The 19,212-nt window shown below is 57.2% G+C and carries 16 protein-coding genes; 7 read left to right on the forward strand and 9 right to left on the reverse strand.

What is annotated here, in order from left to right; translation table 11 throughout:
* Positions 1-124: 124 nt before the first annotated feature.
* From ACLJXE_RS06500 to fbpC, 6 genes are all read left to right on the forward strand, one after another.
* On the forward strand, positions 125-754 hold the full coding sequence (locus tag ACLJXE_RS06500; protein ID WP_410750397.1) for a response regulator: 630 nt from the start codon (positions 125-127) through the stop codon (positions 752-754).
* The gene (locus ACLJXE_RS06505; RefSeq protein ID WP_410750398.1) at positions 754-2,295 is read left to right on the forward strand and encodes an MASE1 domain-containing protein; all 1,542 of its coding nucleotides are present in this window, start codon (positions 754-756) and stop codon (positions 2,293-2,295) included. The genes ACLJXE_RS06500 and ACLJXE_RS06505 overlap by 1 nt, the downstream gene beginning before the upstream one ends.
* 85 nt (positions 2,296-2,380) lie before the next feature.
* Entirely contained in the window at positions 2,381-3,685 is a 1,305-nt protein-coding gene (gene uhpC / locus ACLJXE_RS06510) for an MFS transporter family glucose-6-phosphate receptor UhpC (RefSeq protein WP_410750399.1), read from the forward strand.
* Positions 3,682-4,713 (forward strand): ABC transporter substrate-binding protein, encoded by a 1,032-nt coding sequence (locus ACLJXE_RS06515; RefSeq protein WP_410750400.1) that lies wholly within the window; start codon positions 3,682-3,684, stop codon positions 4,711-4,713. The genes uhpC and ACLJXE_RS06515 overlap by 4 nt, the downstream gene beginning before the upstream one ends.
* A 70-nt stretch (positions 4,714-4,783) precedes the next feature.
* The gene (locus ACLJXE_RS06520) at positions 4,784-6,862 is read left to right on the forward strand and encodes an ABC transporter permease (protein WP_410750401.1); all 2,079 of its coding nucleotides are present in this window, start codon (positions 4,784-4,786) and stop codon (positions 6,860-6,862) included.
* A gap of 11 nt (positions 6,863-6,873) precedes the next feature.
* On the forward strand, positions 6,874-7,920 hold the full coding sequence (gene fbpC / locus ACLJXE_RS06525) for a ferric ABC transporter ATP-binding protein (protein ID WP_410750402.1): 1,047 nt from the start codon (positions 6,874-6,876) through the stop codon (positions 7,918-7,920).
* 31 nt (positions 7,921-7,951) lie between these two features.
* On the opposite strand, the gene mmuM is transcribed toward fbpC, so the two are convergent.
* The 9 genes from mmuM to ACLJXE_RS06570 form a co-directional block, all read right to left on the reverse strand.
* Positions 7,952-8,884: a homocysteine S-methyltransferase gene (mmuM, locus tag ACLJXE_RS06530; protein ID WP_410750403.1), complete on the reverse strand. Its 933-nt coding sequence runs from the start codon at positions 8,882-8,884 to the stop codon at positions 7,952-7,954.
* Complete coding sequence (gene mmuP, locus ACLJXE_RS06535; RefSeq protein WP_410750404.1) at positions 8,871-10,274, reverse strand: S-methylmethionine permease; 1,404 nt, start codon at positions 10,272-10,274, stop codon at positions 8,871-8,873. The genes mmuM and mmuP overlap by 14 nt, the downstream gene beginning before the upstream one ends.
* 273 nt (positions 10,275-10,547) lie before the next feature.
* Positions 10,548-11,762 carry a 3-(3-hydroxy-phenyl)propionate transporter MhpT gene (gene mhpT / locus ACLJXE_RS06540; protein ID WP_410750405.1) on the reverse strand — a complete coding sequence of 405 codons (1,215 nt, stop codon included), beginning with the start codon at positions 11,760-11,762 and terminating at the stop codon, positions 10,548-10,550.
* A 68-nt stretch (positions 11,763-11,830) separates the two neighbouring features.
* Entirely contained in the window at positions 11,831-12,844 is a 1,014-nt protein-coding gene (gene mhpE, locus ACLJXE_RS06545) for a 4-hydroxy-2-oxovalerate aldolase (protein ID WP_410750406.1), read from the reverse strand.
* Positions 12,841-13,791: an acetaldehyde dehydrogenase gene (mhpF, locus tag ACLJXE_RS06550; protein WP_410750407.1), complete on the reverse strand. Its 951-nt coding sequence runs from the start codon at positions 13,789-13,791 to the stop codon at positions 12,841-12,843. Before mhpF ends, mhpE begins: the two co-directional genes overlap by 4 nt.
* The gene (gene mhpD / locus ACLJXE_RS06555; RefSeq protein WP_410750408.1) at positions 13,788-14,597 is read right to left on the reverse strand and encodes a 2-keto-4-pentenoate hydratase; all 810 of its coding nucleotides are present in this window, start codon (positions 14,595-14,597) and stop codon (positions 13,788-13,790) included. Before mhpD ends, mhpF begins: the two co-directional genes overlap by 4 nt.
* 9 nt (positions 14,598-14,606) lie before the next feature.
* Positions 14,607-15,473: a 2-hydroxy-6-oxonona-2,4-dienedioate hydrolase gene (mhpC, locus tag ACLJXE_RS06560; RefSeq protein WP_410750476.1), complete on the reverse strand. Its 867-nt coding sequence runs from the start codon at positions 15,471-15,473 to the stop codon at positions 14,607-14,609.
* Positions 15,474-15,512: 39 nt separating this feature from the next.
* Positions 15,513-16,457 carry a 2,3-dihydroxyphenylpropionate/2,3-dihydroxicinnamic acid 1,2-dioxygenase gene (mhpB, locus tag ACLJXE_RS06565; RefSeq protein ID WP_410750409.1) on the reverse strand — a complete coding sequence of 315 codons (945 nt, stop codon included), beginning with the start codon at positions 16,455-16,457 and terminating at the stop codon, positions 15,513-15,515.
* 1 nt (position 16,458) lies between these two features.
* Positions 16,459-18,123, reverse strand: coding sequence for a bifunctional 3-(3-hydroxy-phenyl)propionate/3-hydroxycinnamic acid hydroxylase (locus tag ACLJXE_RS06570; RefSeq protein WP_410750410.1), 1,665 nt, complete (start codon positions 18,121-18,123; stop codon positions 16,459-16,461).
* Positions 18,124-18,314: 191 nt separating this feature from the next.
* On the opposite strand from ACLJXE_RS06570, the gene ACLJXE_RS06575 reads away from it, so the two are divergent.
* A complete protein-coding gene (locus tag ACLJXE_RS06575; protein WP_410750411.1) occupies positions 18,315-19,127 on the forward strand; it encodes a DNA-binding transcriptional regulator in 813 nt (270 codons plus the stop codon).
* Positions 19,128-19,212 lie beyond the last annotated feature (85 nt).

Genomic DNA, 19,212 nt, shown 5'->3' on the forward strand with positions numbered 1-19,212 from the left:
CCATCAGCCACACCGACAAAACATTACGTTTTTGTTACATCCATTACATAACTGCATCTGACTGATTGCCAGCGCGGCGCTGGCAGGCATCATAGATATCCTTGTCAGGCAAGAGAGCAATATCATGATTCATGTTGTGCTGGTGGATGACCATGTGGTGGTGCGTTCCGGCTTTGCGCAATTACTCGGTCTCGAAGAGGATCTCGCCGTTATCGGCCAGTACAGCAGTGCGGCAGAGGCCTGGCCTGCATTACTGCGCGAGGACGTCAATGTCGCGGTCATGGATATCGCCATGCCGGATGAAAATGGTCTGAGTCTGCTAAAACGGCTGCGGGCGCAAAAACCCGGCTTTCGCGCCATTATTCTCAGCATTTATGACGCGCCGACGTTTGTACAAAGCGCGCTGGATGCCGGGGCCAGCGGTTATCTGACCAAACGCTGTGGACCGGAAGAGTTGGTACAGGCAGTGCGCTCAGTCGGTATGGGAGGCCATTACCTGTGCGCCGATGCGCTGCGGGCGTTACGCGGTGGGGAGCAACCTGCGCAGGTGCTGGAGGTATTAACCCCGCGCGAACGCGAAGTGTTTGATCTGCTGGTCAAAGGTGACAGCGTGAAAGAGGTAGCCTTTAAGCTCGACCTCAGTCATAAAACGGTCCACGTCCACCGCGCGAATGTACTGGGCAAGCTGCAATGCCACAGCACCATCGATCTGGTGCATTTTGCTCTCGACCACCAGTTGCTGACGGGGCATTAATGTCTCGCTCTGCTCGCCACTGGGTTATCTCTCTGTTTATTCTACTGGCCTGGGGTTCAGGCTGGCTAATGCTGTGGACGTTAGGTTTTTACCTGACCCATAACGGTCAGCAGGCGGCATTATTTCTGCCGCACGGCGTCTATCTCGCCCTACTGATCCTGCTGTCCCGCCGCTACTGGCCCGCGCTGGTATTGCCACCGGTGTTGATCCTGTTCTGGCTGCACAACGAACAGTTACTCAACGGTTATCTTCTGCCAGCCGCACCGCTGATAAGCCTGATACCGGCCAGTATCGGTCAGTCATACTGGCATAGCTTCCCGCTCTACTGGCAGCGGCTCACCTTACTGCTGGCCGCCGTGACGATCACGTCGCTGCTCAATACCGCGCTGCTGTCTCCCTTTATTCAAAGCCCGGCGATGTTGATTGGGCTGGCATCGTTTACCGGTGGTGTGCTGCTCACCCCGTTTGTCTATCTGATCTACGAATTTCTGCGCCAGCAACACCGCTATCATTTACTCGGTCTGGATACCACCAACCCACCGCTGCGCACTTCACTTATCATCTGGTGCAGTCTGTTCTTTATTATTGGTATCGGCACGCAGATGGTGCTCTCGCCAGACATCGAACGCCTGTTGCTGATTGTCGTGTTCCTGCCCAATGTGGTGATGGCATGGAAATTCGGTTGGCAGGGCGGCGTTTTGTCCGGACTGCTCGGCAGTATGATGATCACCATCGCCCGCCAGATAGGCGTAGGATTTAGCAACCTGGTCGAACTGGAGATTTTCCTCGCCACCCAGGCGCTGCTGGGCATAGGGCTGGGAATAGCCATCAGCCGCCAGCAGCATCTGGCGCAAAACCTGCACCATTATCGCCAGCGTCTGGAAAGCGAACTGGCGGCCCGCCGCGCATTGACTGAACAACTGATCCGCACGGAAGAAAACACGCGCAAAAGCCTGGCGCGGGAACTGCATGATGAAATTGGCCAGAACATTACCGCCATTCAAATTCAGTCTCAGTTGGTTAAACGTTCGCAGGGTCCTGAGCAAACGCTCGAAGCGGCGAACCAGATCAACGATCTTGCCCGGCGTATCCACCACTCGACCCGCCAGTTACTGCGCCAGCTACGCCCGCCCGCGCTTGACGAGCTGTCTTTTAAAGATGCGCTGCACCATTTGGTCAATGAATTTGCCTTTGCCGAACGGGGTATTCACTGCCGGTTTGATTACCGACTGGAAAATACGCCAGAAAATGAAACGGTGCGCTTTACGCTGTACCGTCTGTTGCAGGAATTGCTCAATAACGTCTGTAAACATGCCGATGCCAGCGAGGTGTCAATTGCGCTGCGCCAACGGGATCGCTGCCTGTTGCTGGAGGTCGATGACAACGGCGTGGGCATTCTTCCTGAAAAAATTCCCGGTTTTGGTATCCAGGGGATGCGTGAACGGGTCAGCGCGCTCGGCGGCGAGCTGACCCTCGAATCTCACCACGGTACGCGGGTAATTGTTAACCTGCCCACAAATTTGCAACAAATCGCCCCTTAACCAGGAAAAAGTCTTAGTCACTCCGGACTTTCTCTCATCCCCTTTTGCTTTCGCTTACCTATAGTCAGCACAAACGGAGACAGCTATGCATGCACGCTCAGCCAGCGAAACAGACCAATGCTACCGGGCACTACGTCCCCGGCTGCTGATGTGTATGGTGGTGGGATACGCCGCGTTTTACCTGACGCGCAAAAGCGTTAACTACGTGCTCCCGGCCCTGCAAACGGATCTGGGACTGGATAAAAGTGATATCGGTCTGTTGGGATCGCTGTTTTACCTGACCTATGGTTTGTCGAAGTTTACCGCGGGACTCTGGCATGACAGCCACGGGCAGCGCGCATTTATGGGAATAGGCCTGTTCGCTACCGGCATCCTGAACGTGGTGTTCGCGTTTGGTGAATCGCTGACGCTGCTGCTGGCGGTCTGGACGCTCAACGGATTTTTTCAGGGCTGGGGCTGGCCGCCCTGCGCCCGCCTGCTGACCCACTGGTATTCGCGTAACGAACGCGGCTTCTGGTGGGGCTGCTGGAATATGTCAATCAACATCGGTGGGGCCATCATCCCACTGATTAGCGCCTTTGCCGCCCACTGGTGGGGCTGGCAGGCGGCGATGCTGGCACCAGGGATCATCAGCATGGCATTAGGTATCTGGCTGACGCTGCAACTGAAAGGCACGCCCCAGGAAGAGGGATTACCGACAGTGGGGGAGTGGCGGCATGACCCGCTGGAGCTACGCCAGGAACAGCAAAGCCCACCGATGGGATTGTGGCAAATGTTACGCACTACCATGCTGAAGAATCCGATGATCTGGCTGCTGGGGGTGTCGTATGTGCTGGTGTATTTGATCCGCATCGCGCTTAACGACTGGGGCAACATCTGGCTGACGGAAAGCCACGGCGTGAATCTGCTCAGCGCCAACGCCACGGTGATGTTGTTTGAGGTCGGCGGCTTGCTCGGTGCGCTGTTTGCCGGCTGGGGATCGGATTTGCTGTTCAGCGGTCAGCGCGCCCCGATGATTTTGCTGTTCACGTTAGGGCTGATGGTCTCCGTCGCCGCGTTGTGGCTGGCGCCGGTTCACCACTACGCACTGCTGGCGGTCTGTTTCTTTACCGTGGGCTTTTTTGTGTTTGGCCCGCAGATGTTGATTGGTCTGGCGGCCGTCGAATGCGGACACAAGGCGGCGGCAGGTTCAATCACCGGTTTTCTCGGGCTGTTCGCCTATCTGGGGGCCGCGTTGGCGGGCTGGCCGCTGTCGTTGGTCATAGAACATTACGGCTGGTCGGGGATGTTCAGTTTGCTCTCGGTTGCCGCTGTCTTTATGGGTTTATTGCTGATGCCGCTGCTTATTGCAGGCATTACCCCTTCTCTCAGTCAAAGGATAAAACAATGAAACTGACGCTTACCTCTACCCTGATTGCCTCTACTCTGGCGTTGGCTGCCTTCAGCAGTGCGGCACAAGCACAAGGTCGTCTGGTGGTCTATTGCAGCGCCACTAACGAATTGTGTGAAACCGAAACCAAAGCCTTCGGCGACAAATATGACGTGAAGACATCGTTCATTCGCAACGGCTCCGGCAGTACGCTGGCGAAAGTCGATGCCGAGAAGAAAAACCCGCAGGCAGATGTGTGGTACGGCGGTACGCTGGACCCGCAATCTCAGGCCGGGGAAATGGGCCTGCTGCAACCTTATAAATCGCCAAATCTCGAGCAGATCATGGAGAAATTCCGCGATCCGGCAAAAGTAAAAGGCAACCTCTCCTCCGCGGTTTACGTCGGTATTCTGGGCTTTGGCGTCAATACGCAGCGCCTGAAAGAGAAAAACCTGCCGGTGCCAAAATGCTGGAAAGATCTGACCAAACCGGAATACAAAGGTGAAATTCAGATTGCCGACCCGCAAAGTTCAGGCACCGCCTACACCGCACTGGCGACCTTTGCTCAACTGTGGGGTGAAGATCAGGCCTTTGACTACCTGAAACAGCTCAACGCCAACGTCTCTCAATACACTAAATCAGGCATTGCCCCGGCACGTAACGCCGCCCGTGGCGAAACGGCGATTGGCATTGGCTTCCTGCACGACTACTCGCTGGAAAAAGAACAGGGCGCCCCACTGGAGCTAATCTCCCCATGCGAAGGTACCGGCTATGAAATTGGCGGTGTCAGCATCCTGAAAGGCGCGCGTAACCTCGACAACGCCAAACTGTTCGTTGACTGGGTACTGTCAAAAGAGGCTCAGGAGCTGGCGTGGAAGAAAGGCAAGTCCTATCAGATCCTGACCAACACCACCGCCGAGACCTCGCCGAACTCGCTGAAACTCGACGATCTGAAGCTTATCAATTACGACATGGATAAGTACGGCTCTACCGACGTACGTAAAGCACTGATCAATAAATGGGTCAGCGAAGTGAAGATGGGTAAATAAGCCTACATTTTGCGGTTAATGCCCGGTGGCGCTCACGCTTACCGGGCCTACATACAACACCGGAACGCTTATGTCACATACACTTGCACTCCATCCCGTGAAAAAACGGGATGCGATATTCCTTTGGGTTTTGCTCGGCTGGCTGGCGTTTGCCTTGCTGCCGAGCTGGAGCCTGGACTACGGTCTGCTGGAGTCCACGCGCGACGAAATTCTCGACGCCTACAGCTGGTCACATTTCAACATTAGCTGGCTATGGTATCTGCTGCCGAGCCTGCTGCTGGCGCGTCCGTTTAATGAAGCCCGACGCGAACAGCGAAGCCGCCATTATCTTGACGCGGGCTGGGCATTCTTCTGCATGGCCTTTATCGTTGCCAGCGCCACCCTTGAAGGGCGCGGCTTAGGTTATGCCACCATCGTGCTGTTTGTGGCACTTGGCGCGATTATGACCCTGGCGCTCACCCGCCTCGAATGGCTGGGCGGCGACCGTTTCGTTATCGGCTCGCTCACCGCCATTGTCGCGCTGATCGGTATTTTTATCGTCTGGCCGAGCATCGCGATTTTCATTCCGATGTTCACCAACGACGCCGGGGCGTTTGCCCCGCTGGCGTTTATGAATGTGCTGTCCCAGGCGCATATCATTCAGGTGATCCTCAACTCGATTATGCTGTCGATCGCCGTTGGTATTGGCTGTACCTTCTTCGGTCTGGTGCTGGCTATCTACACCACCCGCATCGCTAAACGCAGCGCCATCATTGGCCGCATTTTCTCAATACTGCCGATCGTTACCCCGCCGTTTGTCGTGGGTTTGGGCGTAACCCTGATGATGGGACGCTCCGGCTACATCACCGAATTGATGGTGGACTGGTTTGGTTTAACCAACACCAACTGGTTGTACGGCTTTACCGGCATCTGGCTGGCGCAGGTGCTGGCCTTCACCCCGATGGCGTTTATGATCCTCGACGGCGCGATCAAAACGATTCATCCGTCGCTGGAAGAGGCGTCGTACACCCTGCGCGCCAGCCGCTGGCAGACCTTTAACGGCGTATTTGTCCCGCTGCTGAAACCGGCGCTGGCGAACGCCTTTTTGATCGTGGTGGTACAGTCGCTGGCCGACTTCAGTAACCCGTTGGTGCTCGGCGGCAACTTCGACGTGCTGGCAACGCAAATTTACTTCTATATCACCGGATCACAGCTCGACTACCAGGCCGCCAGTACGCTGGGCGCTTTCCTGCTGCTGTTCTCACTGCTGGTATTCTGCGTGCAGTACATGTGGATCGGTAAACGCTCGTACGTCACCGTTTCAGGTAAATCCTACCGTGGCGACGTGCAGCCGCTACCCGTCACGCTGGTGTGGAGCGTGGTTGCCCTGCTGGCAGTGTGGATTGCCTTCAACGCCCTGCTGTACGGCAGCATTTTCTACGGCAGCTTCACCGTCAACTGGGGCGTGGACTACACCCTGACGCTGGCGAACTTTACCAAATTATTCGGCCAGGGAATGAGCGACGGTGCATGGCCTTCACTGCTCGATACCCTGCTCTACGCCGGGATTGCTGCGCCGATCACCGCCATCTTCGGTCTGCTTATCGCCTGGATTGTGGTACGTCAGCAGTTCAAAGGTAAGAAGACCATCGAGTTCACCACCATGCTGTGCTTTGCCGTACCGGGCACCGTCGCGGGTGTGTCCTATATTCTGGCCTTTAACAGCGCCCCGGTGTACCTCACCGGTACCGCAGCAATCGTCATTATCTCGATGGTGATGCGTAACGTACCGGTCGGCATTCGTGCGGGTATCGCAGGCTTAGGCCAGATCGATAAATCACTGGATGAAGCCTCACTCAGCCTGCGCGCCGGTTCGCTGCGTACGATTACGCACATCCTGCTGCCGCTGCTGCGCCCGGCAATCCTCTCTGCGCTGATCTACAGCTTTGTCCGCGCTATTACGACCGTCAGCGCCATTGTGTTCCTCGTCACGCCGGATACCCGTGTGGCGACGGCTTACATCCTGAACCGCGTAGAAGACGGCGAATACGGCGTGGCGATTGCCTACGGTTCTATTCTGATCGTGGTGATGCTGGCGATTATTTTTATCTTTGACTGGCTGATCGGTGAATCACGAACCTCCCGTTCAAAAGCCAAAAACCAGGCGTAATGGAGCGCACTATGACCCAGAAAAATTTCGTTGAACTGCGCAACGTCACCAAACGATTTGGCAGCAACACGGTTATCGACAATATCAATCTCACCATCCCACAGGGGCAAATGGTGACGCTGCTCGGTCCGTCCGGTTGTGGCAAAACCACCATTTTGCGCCTGGTTGCCGGACTGGAAAAACCGAGCGAAGGGCAGATTTTTATTGATGGCGAAGACGTCACCCACCGCTCTATTCAACAGCGCGATATCTGTATGGTGTTTCAGTCCTACGCCCTGTTCCCGCATATGTCGCTGGGGGAAAACGTCGGCTATGGCCTGAAAATGCTTGGCGTATCGCGCTCAGAGGTGAAGGCTCGCGTCAAAGAAGCGCTGGCGATGGTCGATCTGGAGGGTTTCGAAGAACGCTATGTCGATCAGATCTCCGGGGGGCAGCAGCAGCGTGTAGCGCTGGCGCGCGCGCTGATCCTCAAACCAAAGGTACTGCTGTTTGATGAGCCGCTGAGTAATCTCGATGCCAACCTGCGTCGCAGCATGCGCGATAAGATCCGCGAGCTGCAAAAACAGTTTGATATCACCTCACTGTACGTCACCCACGATCAGAGCGAAGCCTTTGCGGTGTCCGATACCGTACTGGTCATGAACAAGGGGCACATCATGCAGATTGGCTCGCCGCAGGAGCTCTATCGCCAGCCGGCCTCACGCTTTATGGCGAGCTTTATGGGCGATGCCAACCTGTTCCCGGCGGCGTTTAGCCAGGACGCGGTTGATATCTACGGCTACCGTCTGCCACGACCGCTGCATTTTGCCACGCAAGGTGAAGGAATGGTCGGCGTGCGCCCGGAAGCGATCACGCTCAGCGATCGCGGCGAAGAGAGCCAGCGCTGCGTGATTCGCCACGTTGCGTATATGGGCCCGCAGTATGAGGTCACGGTAGAGTGGCACGGACAGCAGATTTTATTGCAGGTCAACGCCACGCGACTGCAGCCGGACGTTGGCGAACAGTATTACCTCGAAATCCATCCGTACGGCATGTTTGTTCTGGCGGATGCGGCATGATGATGGACCGGGCCTTCCAGCCCGGTCATGCTCAACAATGGGCTTTCAACCCGGCAATATCCTCTGGCGTGGTGCGACAGCACCCGCCAATCAACCGCGCGCCCGCCGCCTGCCATTGCAGCAAATAGTCCACCAGCCGCGCACAGTGTTCACCGTGACGATGCCAGGTTTTGCTCACCGCATCGTAATGCTCGCCGGAATTGGGATACACCACCAGCGGCAGCGCCGTTAAGCCATGCAGATGCTGCAACGCAGCGGTGGTCTTTTCCAGCGCAATGCAGTTAATGCCTAACGCCACCACCTGCGGATATTGCGCAAGGAAAGCGACCACGTCGCGCAGCGCTGTACCATCGCTCAGATGTTCGCTGTCACGCAGGGTAAACGAGAACCATGCCCGCGCACGCGGATACATGGTTAACAACTCAGCCAGCGCGCGAATTTCAGCAAAATTCGGCATCGTTTCACAGGCCAGCAGATCGGCCCCGGCATCCAGCAACGCTTCCACGCGCGGACGATGAAATGCCTGTAACGCTTCAATGCTTAACGCGTAATCGCCGCGATACTCGGAGCCATCGGCCAGAAAGGCACCGTAAGGCCCGACGGACCCCGCAACCAGTAACGTCCCGGCCTGCGGATTTTCCGCCAGATACGCCTCACGCGCTTTGCGCGCCAGCTCCACGCTTTTGCCAATCAGCGCTTTCGACTGCGCCTCATCCAGACCGAGCGCGGCAAAACCCGCCGGTGTTGCCTGATAGCTGGCGGTGATTGCGCACTGTGCCCCTGCCCGGAAGTAATCCAGGTGAACTTCGCGGATAAGCTCCGGGTTTTCTACCAGCACCCTGGCAGACCACAGGCTGTCGGCTAAATTACACCCTCGCGCTTCCAGCTCCGTCGCCAGAGCACCATCCAGCAACAGGAAATCCTGTTTATCGAGGAGGGCGCGTAACGGATTATTCTGCGACATGTTCTGGCTCCTGTTTTGCTTTACGGGGTTGAGTAAGGAAATAAGCACCATAACACAACGCGACAAACGGTAACCCGCACCACAACGCAATTCTCTGCGCCGGATCGAATGCCAGTCCCACACAGGCCACCAGGCACAGCACAAAACCCAGTACGGGTACCAGCGGATACCACGGGGCGCGATAATGCAATTCACTCAATGCCTTACCCTGCTGCAGATGACGGCGGCGAAACACAAAATGCGAAGCGCAGATACTCAGCCACACCGCCACTACCGCAAATCCGGAGATCGCCGACAATGCGACAAACACCGTATCCGGGGCCACGACGCTGGAAAACAGCGCCAGCATACCGCCAAGCATACTGACAGACAGCGCCGTCAACGGTACGCCATTTTTCGTGACCTGCGCAAAACAGGCTGGCAGTGTACGTTCATTCGACAGCGACCACAGCATGCGTCCGGAAGCATACAGCCCGGAGTTCGCCGCAGAAAGAATGGCGGTCAGGATCACGAAGTTAAAAATATCAGCGGCGTACGGAATGCCCACTTTCTCAAATACCAGCACAAACGGGCTCTTCTCCACGCCGGCCTGCTGCATTGGGATTAGCGCCGCCAGCACAAACACAGTGCCGATAAAGAAAATAATCAACCGGGCGATGGTGGTACGAATCGCCACCGGGATCACCTTGCGCGGATTTTCCGTTTCGCCAGCGGCAATACCGATAAGCTCAGTCCCCGAAAAGGCAAAGTTCACCGCGACCATGGTCATCAGGATCGGCAGGCCGCCGTGCGGGAACCAGCCTTCCGCCGTGATGTTACTCAGTCCCGGTGCGGGTGAACCATCCTGCATCGGGATAAAGCCGAAAATAGCCGCTCCGCCGAGGAGAATAAACGCGATGATGGTGACCACTTTCACCAACGAAAACCAGAACTCCCCTTCGGCAAAAAAGCGTGTAGAGATAACGTTGAGAGCAAAAATAATCGCGCAGAAAACCACACACCAGACCCATACCGGCACCTGAGGAAACCAGTACTGCATGCAGAATCCGGCAGCAGTAAAGCTCGACCCCAGCGCCACAGTCCAGGTCAGCCAGTAGAGCCAGGCGACGGTATACCCCGTCGCTGGCCCGAGATAGCGCGCAGCATAGACGTGAAACGCCCCGGTTTCCGGCATCGCGACCGACAACTCGCCCAGGCACTGCATCACCAGCCAGACCACCAGCGCACCAATCAGATAAGCCAGTAGCGTTCCCGCCGCCCCCGTGGTCGAGATGATGTACCCGGTATTGAAGAATAACCCTGTGCCAATCACGCCGCCTAAGGAGAGCATAATCAGGTGACGCGTTTTCATCGTGCGCTTCAGTGGCGCATTTTGTTGTGTTGTTTGCATATAACCTTCCAAACGTATGGACATCTAAACATCCAAAGAAGGTTTGTTATACCGTGTTTATTAACAGAATGCAAAGTCAACCCTGCACCAGATGCAGATGCCCGCGTCGGGCGCTCAACACGGGATGAGGGGTAATAATGAGATATAAAAAGGGCCGCCAGCTCATAACGCCTCCGTTGCCAGACTGTATGTAAACTCTGGCAACAGAGCCGCCGACTTGCGTTCACCCGGAAGTAGGAAGCGAGTGTTCCCGTTCATACAACCGGATGACTCTCAGGAACCGCTGGCCTGGGCCGTCATCTGCGATTTACGGCTCATCAGGATAAATACTGCCAGGCCAGCCAGCAGAATGCCCGGCGCGGAGGCCGCCATCACGCCTACCGTTCCGGTGCCCAGCGCCAGCATTTTGCCCGCCAGCAGCGGGCCGCTCATCGCGCCTAAGCGCCCAACCGCCACGGCAGTGCCTACGCCGGTGGCGCGGATTGACGTGTTGTAAAACAGCGGCGCCAGCGCATACAGCACGCTTTGTCCACCAGTGGCAAACATACCAGCAACAAAGCCGGCCATCAGCATGCCGCTCCATGACGAAACCGTCCCCAGCGCCAGCAGTGAGGCCAGCATTCCGGTGTAAATCAGTAACGACATCACCACCGGGCGCAGTTTGTCCATCAACGCCCCGAGGATTAAGGTGCCGCTGGCCGCGCCAATTTGCAGGGCAAACATCACGCCCGCCGCCTGCGATGGCTGAAACCCCTGCTCTACCAGCAGCATCGGCAGCCAGTTGATCAGCATATACACCACCAGCAGGGTGAAGAAATAACACAACCACAGCAGCAGCGTGGCAGTCGCGGTGGTTGGCGCAAACAGGGCGCGCAGCGGCGCGGCAGTAGTCTGCGTTTGCTGGGTATACACCTGTGATTCCGGCAGCCAGCGCATCAACAGCGGCACCAGCAGCAGCGGGATCACGCCTCCCACCCAGAATACCGTTTGCCAGGCAGACGCCAGACCACTAAACCCGAGCGCCGCCGCCAGCGCCGCACCAATCGGTACGCCGCAGTACATCAGGCTCACCGCCGTACCGCGAAAACGCGGGCCAGCCGCTTCGGAGGTTAACGCAATCAGGTTCGGCAACGCCGCGCCCAGCCCGACGCCGGTCATCAGGCGGGCAAAGACCAGCGACGAGAAGTCCCAGGACATCGCCGTCGCCAGCGAGAACAGGCCGAACAGCGCCACGGAGCCAATGAGAATACGCTTGCGGCCATAGCGGTCGGCGAGCATGCCGCCCACCAACGCGCCGGGCAGTAATCCCAAAATCCCGGCGCTGAAGATCCAGCCCATTTGCATTTTATCCAGCGCAAAGGCGTGGGCGATACCGACGGCAGCAATACCGGCGGCTTGTAAATCCAGCCCTTCCATCAGGGCGACTAAAAAACACAGCCCGACGGTCAGCGTCAGGCGCGAAGAGGATGCGGGGGTACGGGTCGTCATAAGATGTCCCTCAGAGGTCACGATGCAGGTGAATCGCGGCTGATACATTGCCAGCCGCGTAATCATTTTTACTTGCTGTTGCGCAGATCCAGCGCCACATCAACGATCATATCTTCCTGGCCGCCGACCATTCGGCGTTTGCCCAGTTCAACCAAAATATCTACCGCGCTCAGACCGTAACGCGCTGCCGCCACTTCGCAATGGCGCAGGAAGCTGGAGTACACCCCGGCATAGCCCAGCGCCAGCGTTTCACGATCTACCCGCACCGGGCGGTCCTGTAACGGACGTACCAGATCGTCGGCGGCGTCCATCAACGCATAAAGATCGGTGCCGTGCTGCCAGCCGAGCTTATCCGCCGCGGCGATAAACACCTCCAGCGGCGCATTACCTGCACCTGCGCCCATCCCCGCGAGGCTGGCATCAATACGATCACAGCCCTCTTCTACAGCAGCAAGAGAGTTCGCCACGCCAAGGCTCAGGTTGTGGTGGGCGTGCATCCCGGTTTCTGTTTCCGGCTTCAGCACCGCTTTCAGGGCGCGGAAGCGGTCGCGGATATCCGTCATGTTCATCGCCCCGCCGGAATCAACCACGTAGATACAGGTCGCACCGTAGTTTTCCATCAGCTTCGCCTGCTGAGCGAGGTTCTCTGGCGTGGTCATGTGACTCATCATCAGAAAGCCGACGGTGTCCATACCCAGCTCGCGCGCATACTGAATATGCTGGGCTGACACATCCGCTTCGGTGCAGTGGGTCGCCACACGCACCACCCGCGCACCGGCCTGATACGCATTTTTCAGGTCGTGAATGGTGCCGATACCTGGCAGCAACAGCGTGGCGATTTTAGCGTGCTTCACCACCTCCGCCGCGGCCTCAATCCACTCCAGGTCGCTGTGTGCACCAAAGCCGTAGTTAAAACTGGAACCCTGCAGACCGTCGCCGTGCGCCACTTCAATGGAATCTACCCGCGCGTCGTCCAGCGCTTTGGCAATCTGACGCACGTTTTCCAGCGAATATTGATGACGAATGGCGTGCATGCCGTCGCGCAGGGTCACGTCAGAGATATAGAGTTTTTTACCGTTCATGCTGCTTCTCCTGCCTTGCGTGCCAGCGACTGCGCCATCTTCTCGGCGGTCGCCAGCGCACTGGAGGTCATAATATCGAGGTTACCGGCGTAGGCTGGCAGGTAGTGCGCCGCGCCTTCCACTTCCAGATAGACGGCGGTTTTCAGCCCGGAGAACTGACCGATGCCCGGCAGATTCACTGGTTTATCCTCAGGGATGACGTCAAACTGCACGCGCTGTTTCAGGCGATAACCCGGCACGTACGCCTGTACCGCCGCCGCCATTTCATTAATCGACGCCTCAATTTCCGCCTGAGAAGCGTCTTCGCTCAGCACATACACCGTATCGCGCATCATCAGCGGCGGCTCTGCCGGGTTAAGCACAATAATGGCCTTGCCTTTTTCCGCACCGCCGACCACTTCAATGGCCTTCGAGGTGGTTTCAGTAAACTCATCAATATTGGCGCGCGTGCCGGGCCCTGCGGATTTACTGGCTATCGAGGCGATAATCTCTGCGTAATGGACTTTTGCCACGCGAGAAACCGCCGCCACCATCGGGATAGTCGCCTGCCCGCCGCAGGTCACCATATTGACGTTCTGCTGATCGACGTTAGCGTCCAGATTCACCACCGGTACGCAGTACGGGCCAATGGCCGCGGGTGTGAGATCGATCAGGCGAATGCCCGGTTTCACCGCCCGTAAGGCGGCGTCGTTTTTCACGTGCGCGCCCGCGCTGGTGGCATCAAACACGATGTCGATATCGGCAAATTCAGGCATCGCCATCAGCCCCGTCACCCCTTCATGGGTGGTGGCAACGCCCATACGCCTGGCGCGCGCCAGTCCATCGGATTGCGGGTCAATACCAACCATCACCGCCATTTCCAGATGCGTGCCGTGACGCAGAATTTTAATCATCAAATCGGTGCCGATGTTGCCGGAGCCGATAATGGCGACTTTACGCTTACTCATGACTGACTTCCTTTTGATACCGCCGCAGAAAACGTGGCGGCAACTGAACCAATACCCTCGATATGGGCCTCAAAACGATCGCCCGCATTCACCGCTACCATCGGACCTAATGCCCCGGTAAGAATGATGTCTCCGGCGCGCAACGGCTCTCCGAGGCTGGCCATTTTGCGCGCCAGCCAGACGGCGGCGTTGATTGGATGTCCCAGGCACTCGCTGCCGCGCCCGCTGGAGACCTCTTCATTGTTGCGCGTCATTTTCATCGCGCAGTTTTTCAAATCTAACCCTGCCAGACGCTGTGCCGGGCCACCGACCACATACACGCCGCAGGAGGCGTTATCCGCCACGGTATCAACAAACTTGATTGACCAGTCGCGGATACGGCTGCCGACCACTTCCAGTGCCGGTAATACCCACTCGATGGCGTTAACCAGCTCGTCAAAGGTGGTGTCGGCATTGGGCAGATCGCGGTTCAGAACCAGCGCAATCTCCGCTTCAATACGCGGTTGCAGCACGCGCTCAAACGCAATGGTGTCGTTATCGCCGTAGCACATGTCGGCAAACAGCGTGCCGAAGTCCGGCTGATCAACCCCCAACTGCTGCTGCACTTTCGGGTGCGTCAGCCCCACTTTGCGCCCGACCACGCGACGCCCACGCGCCACGTCGTACTGCACGTTGAGGCGCTGAATAGCGTAGGCCGCTTCGGCGTTGTCCACGCCGATCAGTTCACGCAGCGGCGCTATCGCGACGCCCTGTTCTTGCGCCTGACGTAAGTCAGCGGCTAACTGTTCAAGATTTTGCTTCGTCATATCCATTCCTTAAGGGCGTGCGAGGAAGTTCAGCACCAGCTGATTAAAGGCGTCGGCATGTTCCCACTGCGCCCAGTGCCCGCAGTCGCGGTAGATGTGCAGTTCAGAACCGGCAATTCCGGAGAGCAGGCGCAGACCGGCGTCCATCGGCACAAAGCGGTCGTTGCGTCCCCAGACAATCAGGGTCTGGGCTTTAATTTCCGCCAGACGCGGGCCAAAGTCAGGGAACTGTTTCGGGTTCGCTTCCAGGCTCTGAACAAAGTTTTCCAGGTGGTCGCGGCGCGACAGCATGTTGTTCAGACGCGCTTCAAACAGCGCTTCGGTGAGATCGCTGGTGTCGAAGACAAAGATCTCCATCATCAGTTTCAGGTTCTCGATGGTCGGTTCGCGGTACAGCTGATTCAGGCGCTTGATGCCTTCGGTTGGCATCGGCGTAAACAGGCTCATGCCGCCCGTCCCGCCGCCCATCAGCACCAGCTTGCCCACGCGCTCCGGCCAGCTCAGGGTAAATGCTACGGAACTGTGCCCCCCCATCGAGTTGCCCAGCAGGTGGATTTTCTGAATATCCAGTTGATCGACCACGCTTTTCAGGATGCGGGCATTGAGATCGGATCGCGACCCACGGTTAACGATCCCATCGCTTTTGCCCCAGCCAGGACAATCCAGCAGGATCACCCGGTAACCGGCCTCCACCAGCGGATCGATATTACGGCTGAAGTTCGCCCAGCCCGTCGCGCCCGGACCGGAGCCATGTAACAGCACGACGGTTTCTTCGCCCTGTCCACAGTCATTAAAATGCACACGCAGGGTTTCACCTGCTTCCTGCACCTCAAGAAAACGGCTGGTGGCGGCTTCGGTTTGCGGTTGGTAAGTCATCATGTTCTCCTGCATATTCAGTTCTGTTTCAGTTCTGTTTCAGTTCTGTGTAGTGGCGCTCAGGGAGCCGAATCCGGCGATCCACTCCGGGATCGGGCGGTAATAACGGCCTTCGCTGCGCCAGTTACCAAAGGCAGAGATGGCGGCAAAGGCAGCAACCCAGGTTTTCACTTCGTGTGTTGATTTGCCCGCCATCGCGGACAACTCTTCGTTACTGACCGTGTCCAGCTCCTGCAAACGCCCCTGCTCAAGCAGGGTCATAAAGCGGTTATCCCAGACGGGGTTAAGCGGGTGCAGCGTGTTTTGATCGGTCACGAACTTCTCGGCGGCGCTGATTACCCGCTGCTGGCGCAGTTCTCGCTCGTTTTCGGGTAGCTGTTTGCCGCTGCCGAGCAGACGGTCACGCATATGCGCATCAGCCTTTGCCAGCTCCGGTACCGGCGGCTGATGCGACAGCCCGCCGGAGCCTAAAAACAGCACGCGCTTATTCAGTGAACTGGCGAAACGGCCAATCGCTTCACCGAGCATGCGGGTACGCTGGAAGCCCGGCAGCGGCGTGGCGACGCCGTTAATAAACACCGGCAGCACCGGTACCTTATCCAGACCGCCGAGCAAAAACTCCAGCGGCTGCGCGAAGCCGTGATCAACCTGCATGTTGTAGGACACGGCGAGATCGATGCCGCTTTTCATTACCGCGTGGGCGCAGGCTTCAGCGAGATCTGTCGGCACCGGCAGTTCCCCCGCCGCGCTGCCGAAATCGCCAATCGCCGTGGCCCCCACGCCTAAACAGAAGGGCGGCATCACGTCGTAGAAAAAACCGTTGTAATGATCGGGGGCAAACAACACCACCAGTTCAGGATCGAACGCCGCAATGCGCGCACGGGCGCTGGCGATCACGCAGTTGACTTCATCGAGCACGGCCTGCGCCGGGTCGACATAGCCCACCAGCGGCGAATGGGAAAGACAGTGAAGATAAGCGTGCATATCAGGCTACCTTTTCAACGGGAACAGCGGCATTGGCGCGGGTAAGCGTCATCACCGACGCCAGTTTATTCAGGGTATTGCCCAGGGTTTGCGGAATGGCAACGGCAGCAACAAAGCGATCCGGGCGCATCACCACCAGCGCGGCGTTATGCTGAGCAAACCACGCGCGCAAGCGGTTCTGCGTATCACCAATGCGGATAACGCCGTCATGGTTATCCTGCTCGGTATTAATCTGGGTATCCGGCACCACCTGGATAAACCGCGTGCCAAGCGCGCGCCACTGCTGGATTTGCGCCTCGCTCATGCCCCACTGCGGATTACAGCCCCAGCCGATCACCGCAAAATTCGCTCCGATAACGTTGTCGAGCAGCGTCACCTCGCCTGTTTCCAGCGTCACTTTCGGCTGGATAAACATCTTGCCGACCGGTGACGTTTTCGCGTTGCCTTCACGCACCAGCGCCCCGACGTGGTACTGCGGCATCGGTTTAAAACGCATTTCAAGGAAGTAGCGTTTGACCGGCGGAATGTAGTTCAGCAGCCAGGAAACCCCGTCGCGCACCGCGCCGTGCCAGCGTTTCGGCGGTGCCAGCACGTTGCCTGCGGTAACGGACAAATCAATCATCGCTTTGGCGTGGTCGCGGCGTTCCTGCTGGTAGGTATCCAGCAACGCATCACCGGCTTTACCGTTGATAACCAGCGCCAGTTTCCACGCCAGGTTGAAGGCATCGCGCATGCCGCTGTTGTAACCCTGCCCCTGCCAGACCGGCATAATGTGCGCCGCGTCGCCCGCCAGCAGTACGCGGTCAATGCGAAAACGTTCGGCCAGACGGGCGTTATGGGTATAGACGCGTTGGCGGATCAGTTCGACGTTATCCGGGTTCGGCAGCACTTTGCTCAACAGCTGGCGCATATTTTGCGGCTCACTCAGTTGCGCTTCGGTTTCCCCCGGCATCACCATAAACTCAAAACGACGCACCGCATGCGGCAGTGCGGCAGAGACATAGGGACGCACCGGATCGCAGCACAAATAGACATGCGGCGTGCTGAGCGGATCGTTGGCAATATCCACTACAATCCACTGATTCGGCGCGGTTTTGCCTTCAAACGGTACATTCAACGAACGTCTGACATTGCTGCCACCGCCATCGCAGGCCACCAGCCACTGCGCTTTCACCGTTTCACGCTGACCGTCTGGCGCTTTCAGGTTCAGTGTCACTTCGCCGTTTTGTTGACTGAAGGCTTCCAGTTCACGGGAGAACAGACAGCGCACATTGGGAAAACGCGACAGCCCTTCCAGCATCACCGCGTCCACCTGTGGCTGAATAAACGCGTTACGGCGCGACCAGCCAAATTCATCGGTCATCGGCTGGATATCGGCAAAGCAACGGCCTTTCGGGGTAAGAAAGCGCATCGCGTGCCACGGCGTGGTGTGCGGCAAAACATTCTCAACCAGACCGACGGACTGCATGGTGCGTAGCGCTTCATCGTCAATACCGATGGCGCGGGGATAGTCGATCAGTTTGTCGAGTTTCTCCACCACCAGTACCTCAATACCCATCTGACCAAGGTAGTTCGCCATCATCAGCCCTACCGGGCCGGCACCGGCAATCGCCACCTGCACGGCGTGCTGTACAGCGGGCTGGATATCCGGGTTTATCGTTGTCATTTCAGAACCTCACTACTCGGACAAAACGCAATTGCAGGCCCTGGCGAGACGCAATTCATTTTGTTAAAAAGATGTAAATTATTTTTTATTGTGCGGTCAGTATAGGAGTGAGTTTTTGCGCTACAATCAAAACATGCCTGGATGTGCACTAAGTGCACAACGTTGTTTTACCTGTAGATTTGTCAATAAATATGAAAAATGACGACGGTACCGAATACAAAACCGTACGCGGATTAACGCGCGGATTAATGTTATTAAATATGTTAAACCGACTCGATGGTGGAGCCAGCGTTGGCCTGCTGGCTGAGCTGAGCGGCCTGCACCGCACTACGGTCAGGCGACTGCTGGAAACGTTACAAGATGAGGGTTACGTCCGGCGCAGTCTTTCCGATGACAGCTTTCGTTTAACCATTAAAGTCCGCCAGCTTAGTGAGGGATTTCGTGACGAGCAGTGGATTTCTGCCCTGGCTGCCCCGCTGCTGGGGGATTTACTGCGCGAAGTTATCTGGCCAACCGACGTTTCCACGCTGGATGTAGACGCGATGGTGGTGCGTGAAACCACCCACCGCTTCAGCCGCTTATCGTTTCACCGCGCGATGGTCGGGCGTCGATTGCCACTGCTGAAAACCGCCTCCGGCCTGACCTGGCTGGCGTTTTGTCCGGAGAATGAGCGTCAGGAACTGATCGAAATGCTGGCCTCGCGACCCGGAGAAGAGTTTCAGTTGGCGCGAGAGCCACTGAAGCTCAATGCCATCCTGACCCGCGCGCGGAAAGACGGTTTTGGCCAGAACTATCGCGGCTGGGATCAGGAGGAAAAAATCGCCTCCATCGCCGTCCCCATTCGCAGTGAACAGCGGGTGATCGGCTGCCTGAACCTGGTGTATATGGCCAGCGCGATGACCATCGAACAGGCTGCAGAAAAACATCTTCCGGCCTTACAAAAGGTGGCAAAACAGATAGAGGATGGCGTCGAGTCGCAGGAGATTTTGGTTGCCGGGAGGTGAGGTGGATCACAGTTATACATATCATCTGATTGATAGCTGGAATGATTCACTCATCAGCCGATATCACGTGGTGTCATCTTGCTTA

The sequence above is a fragment of the Citrobacter sp. U14242 genome (assembly GCF_046555775.1).
GTDB lineage: Bacteria > Pseudomonadota > Gammaproteobacteria > Enterobacterales > Enterobacteriaceae > Citrobacter.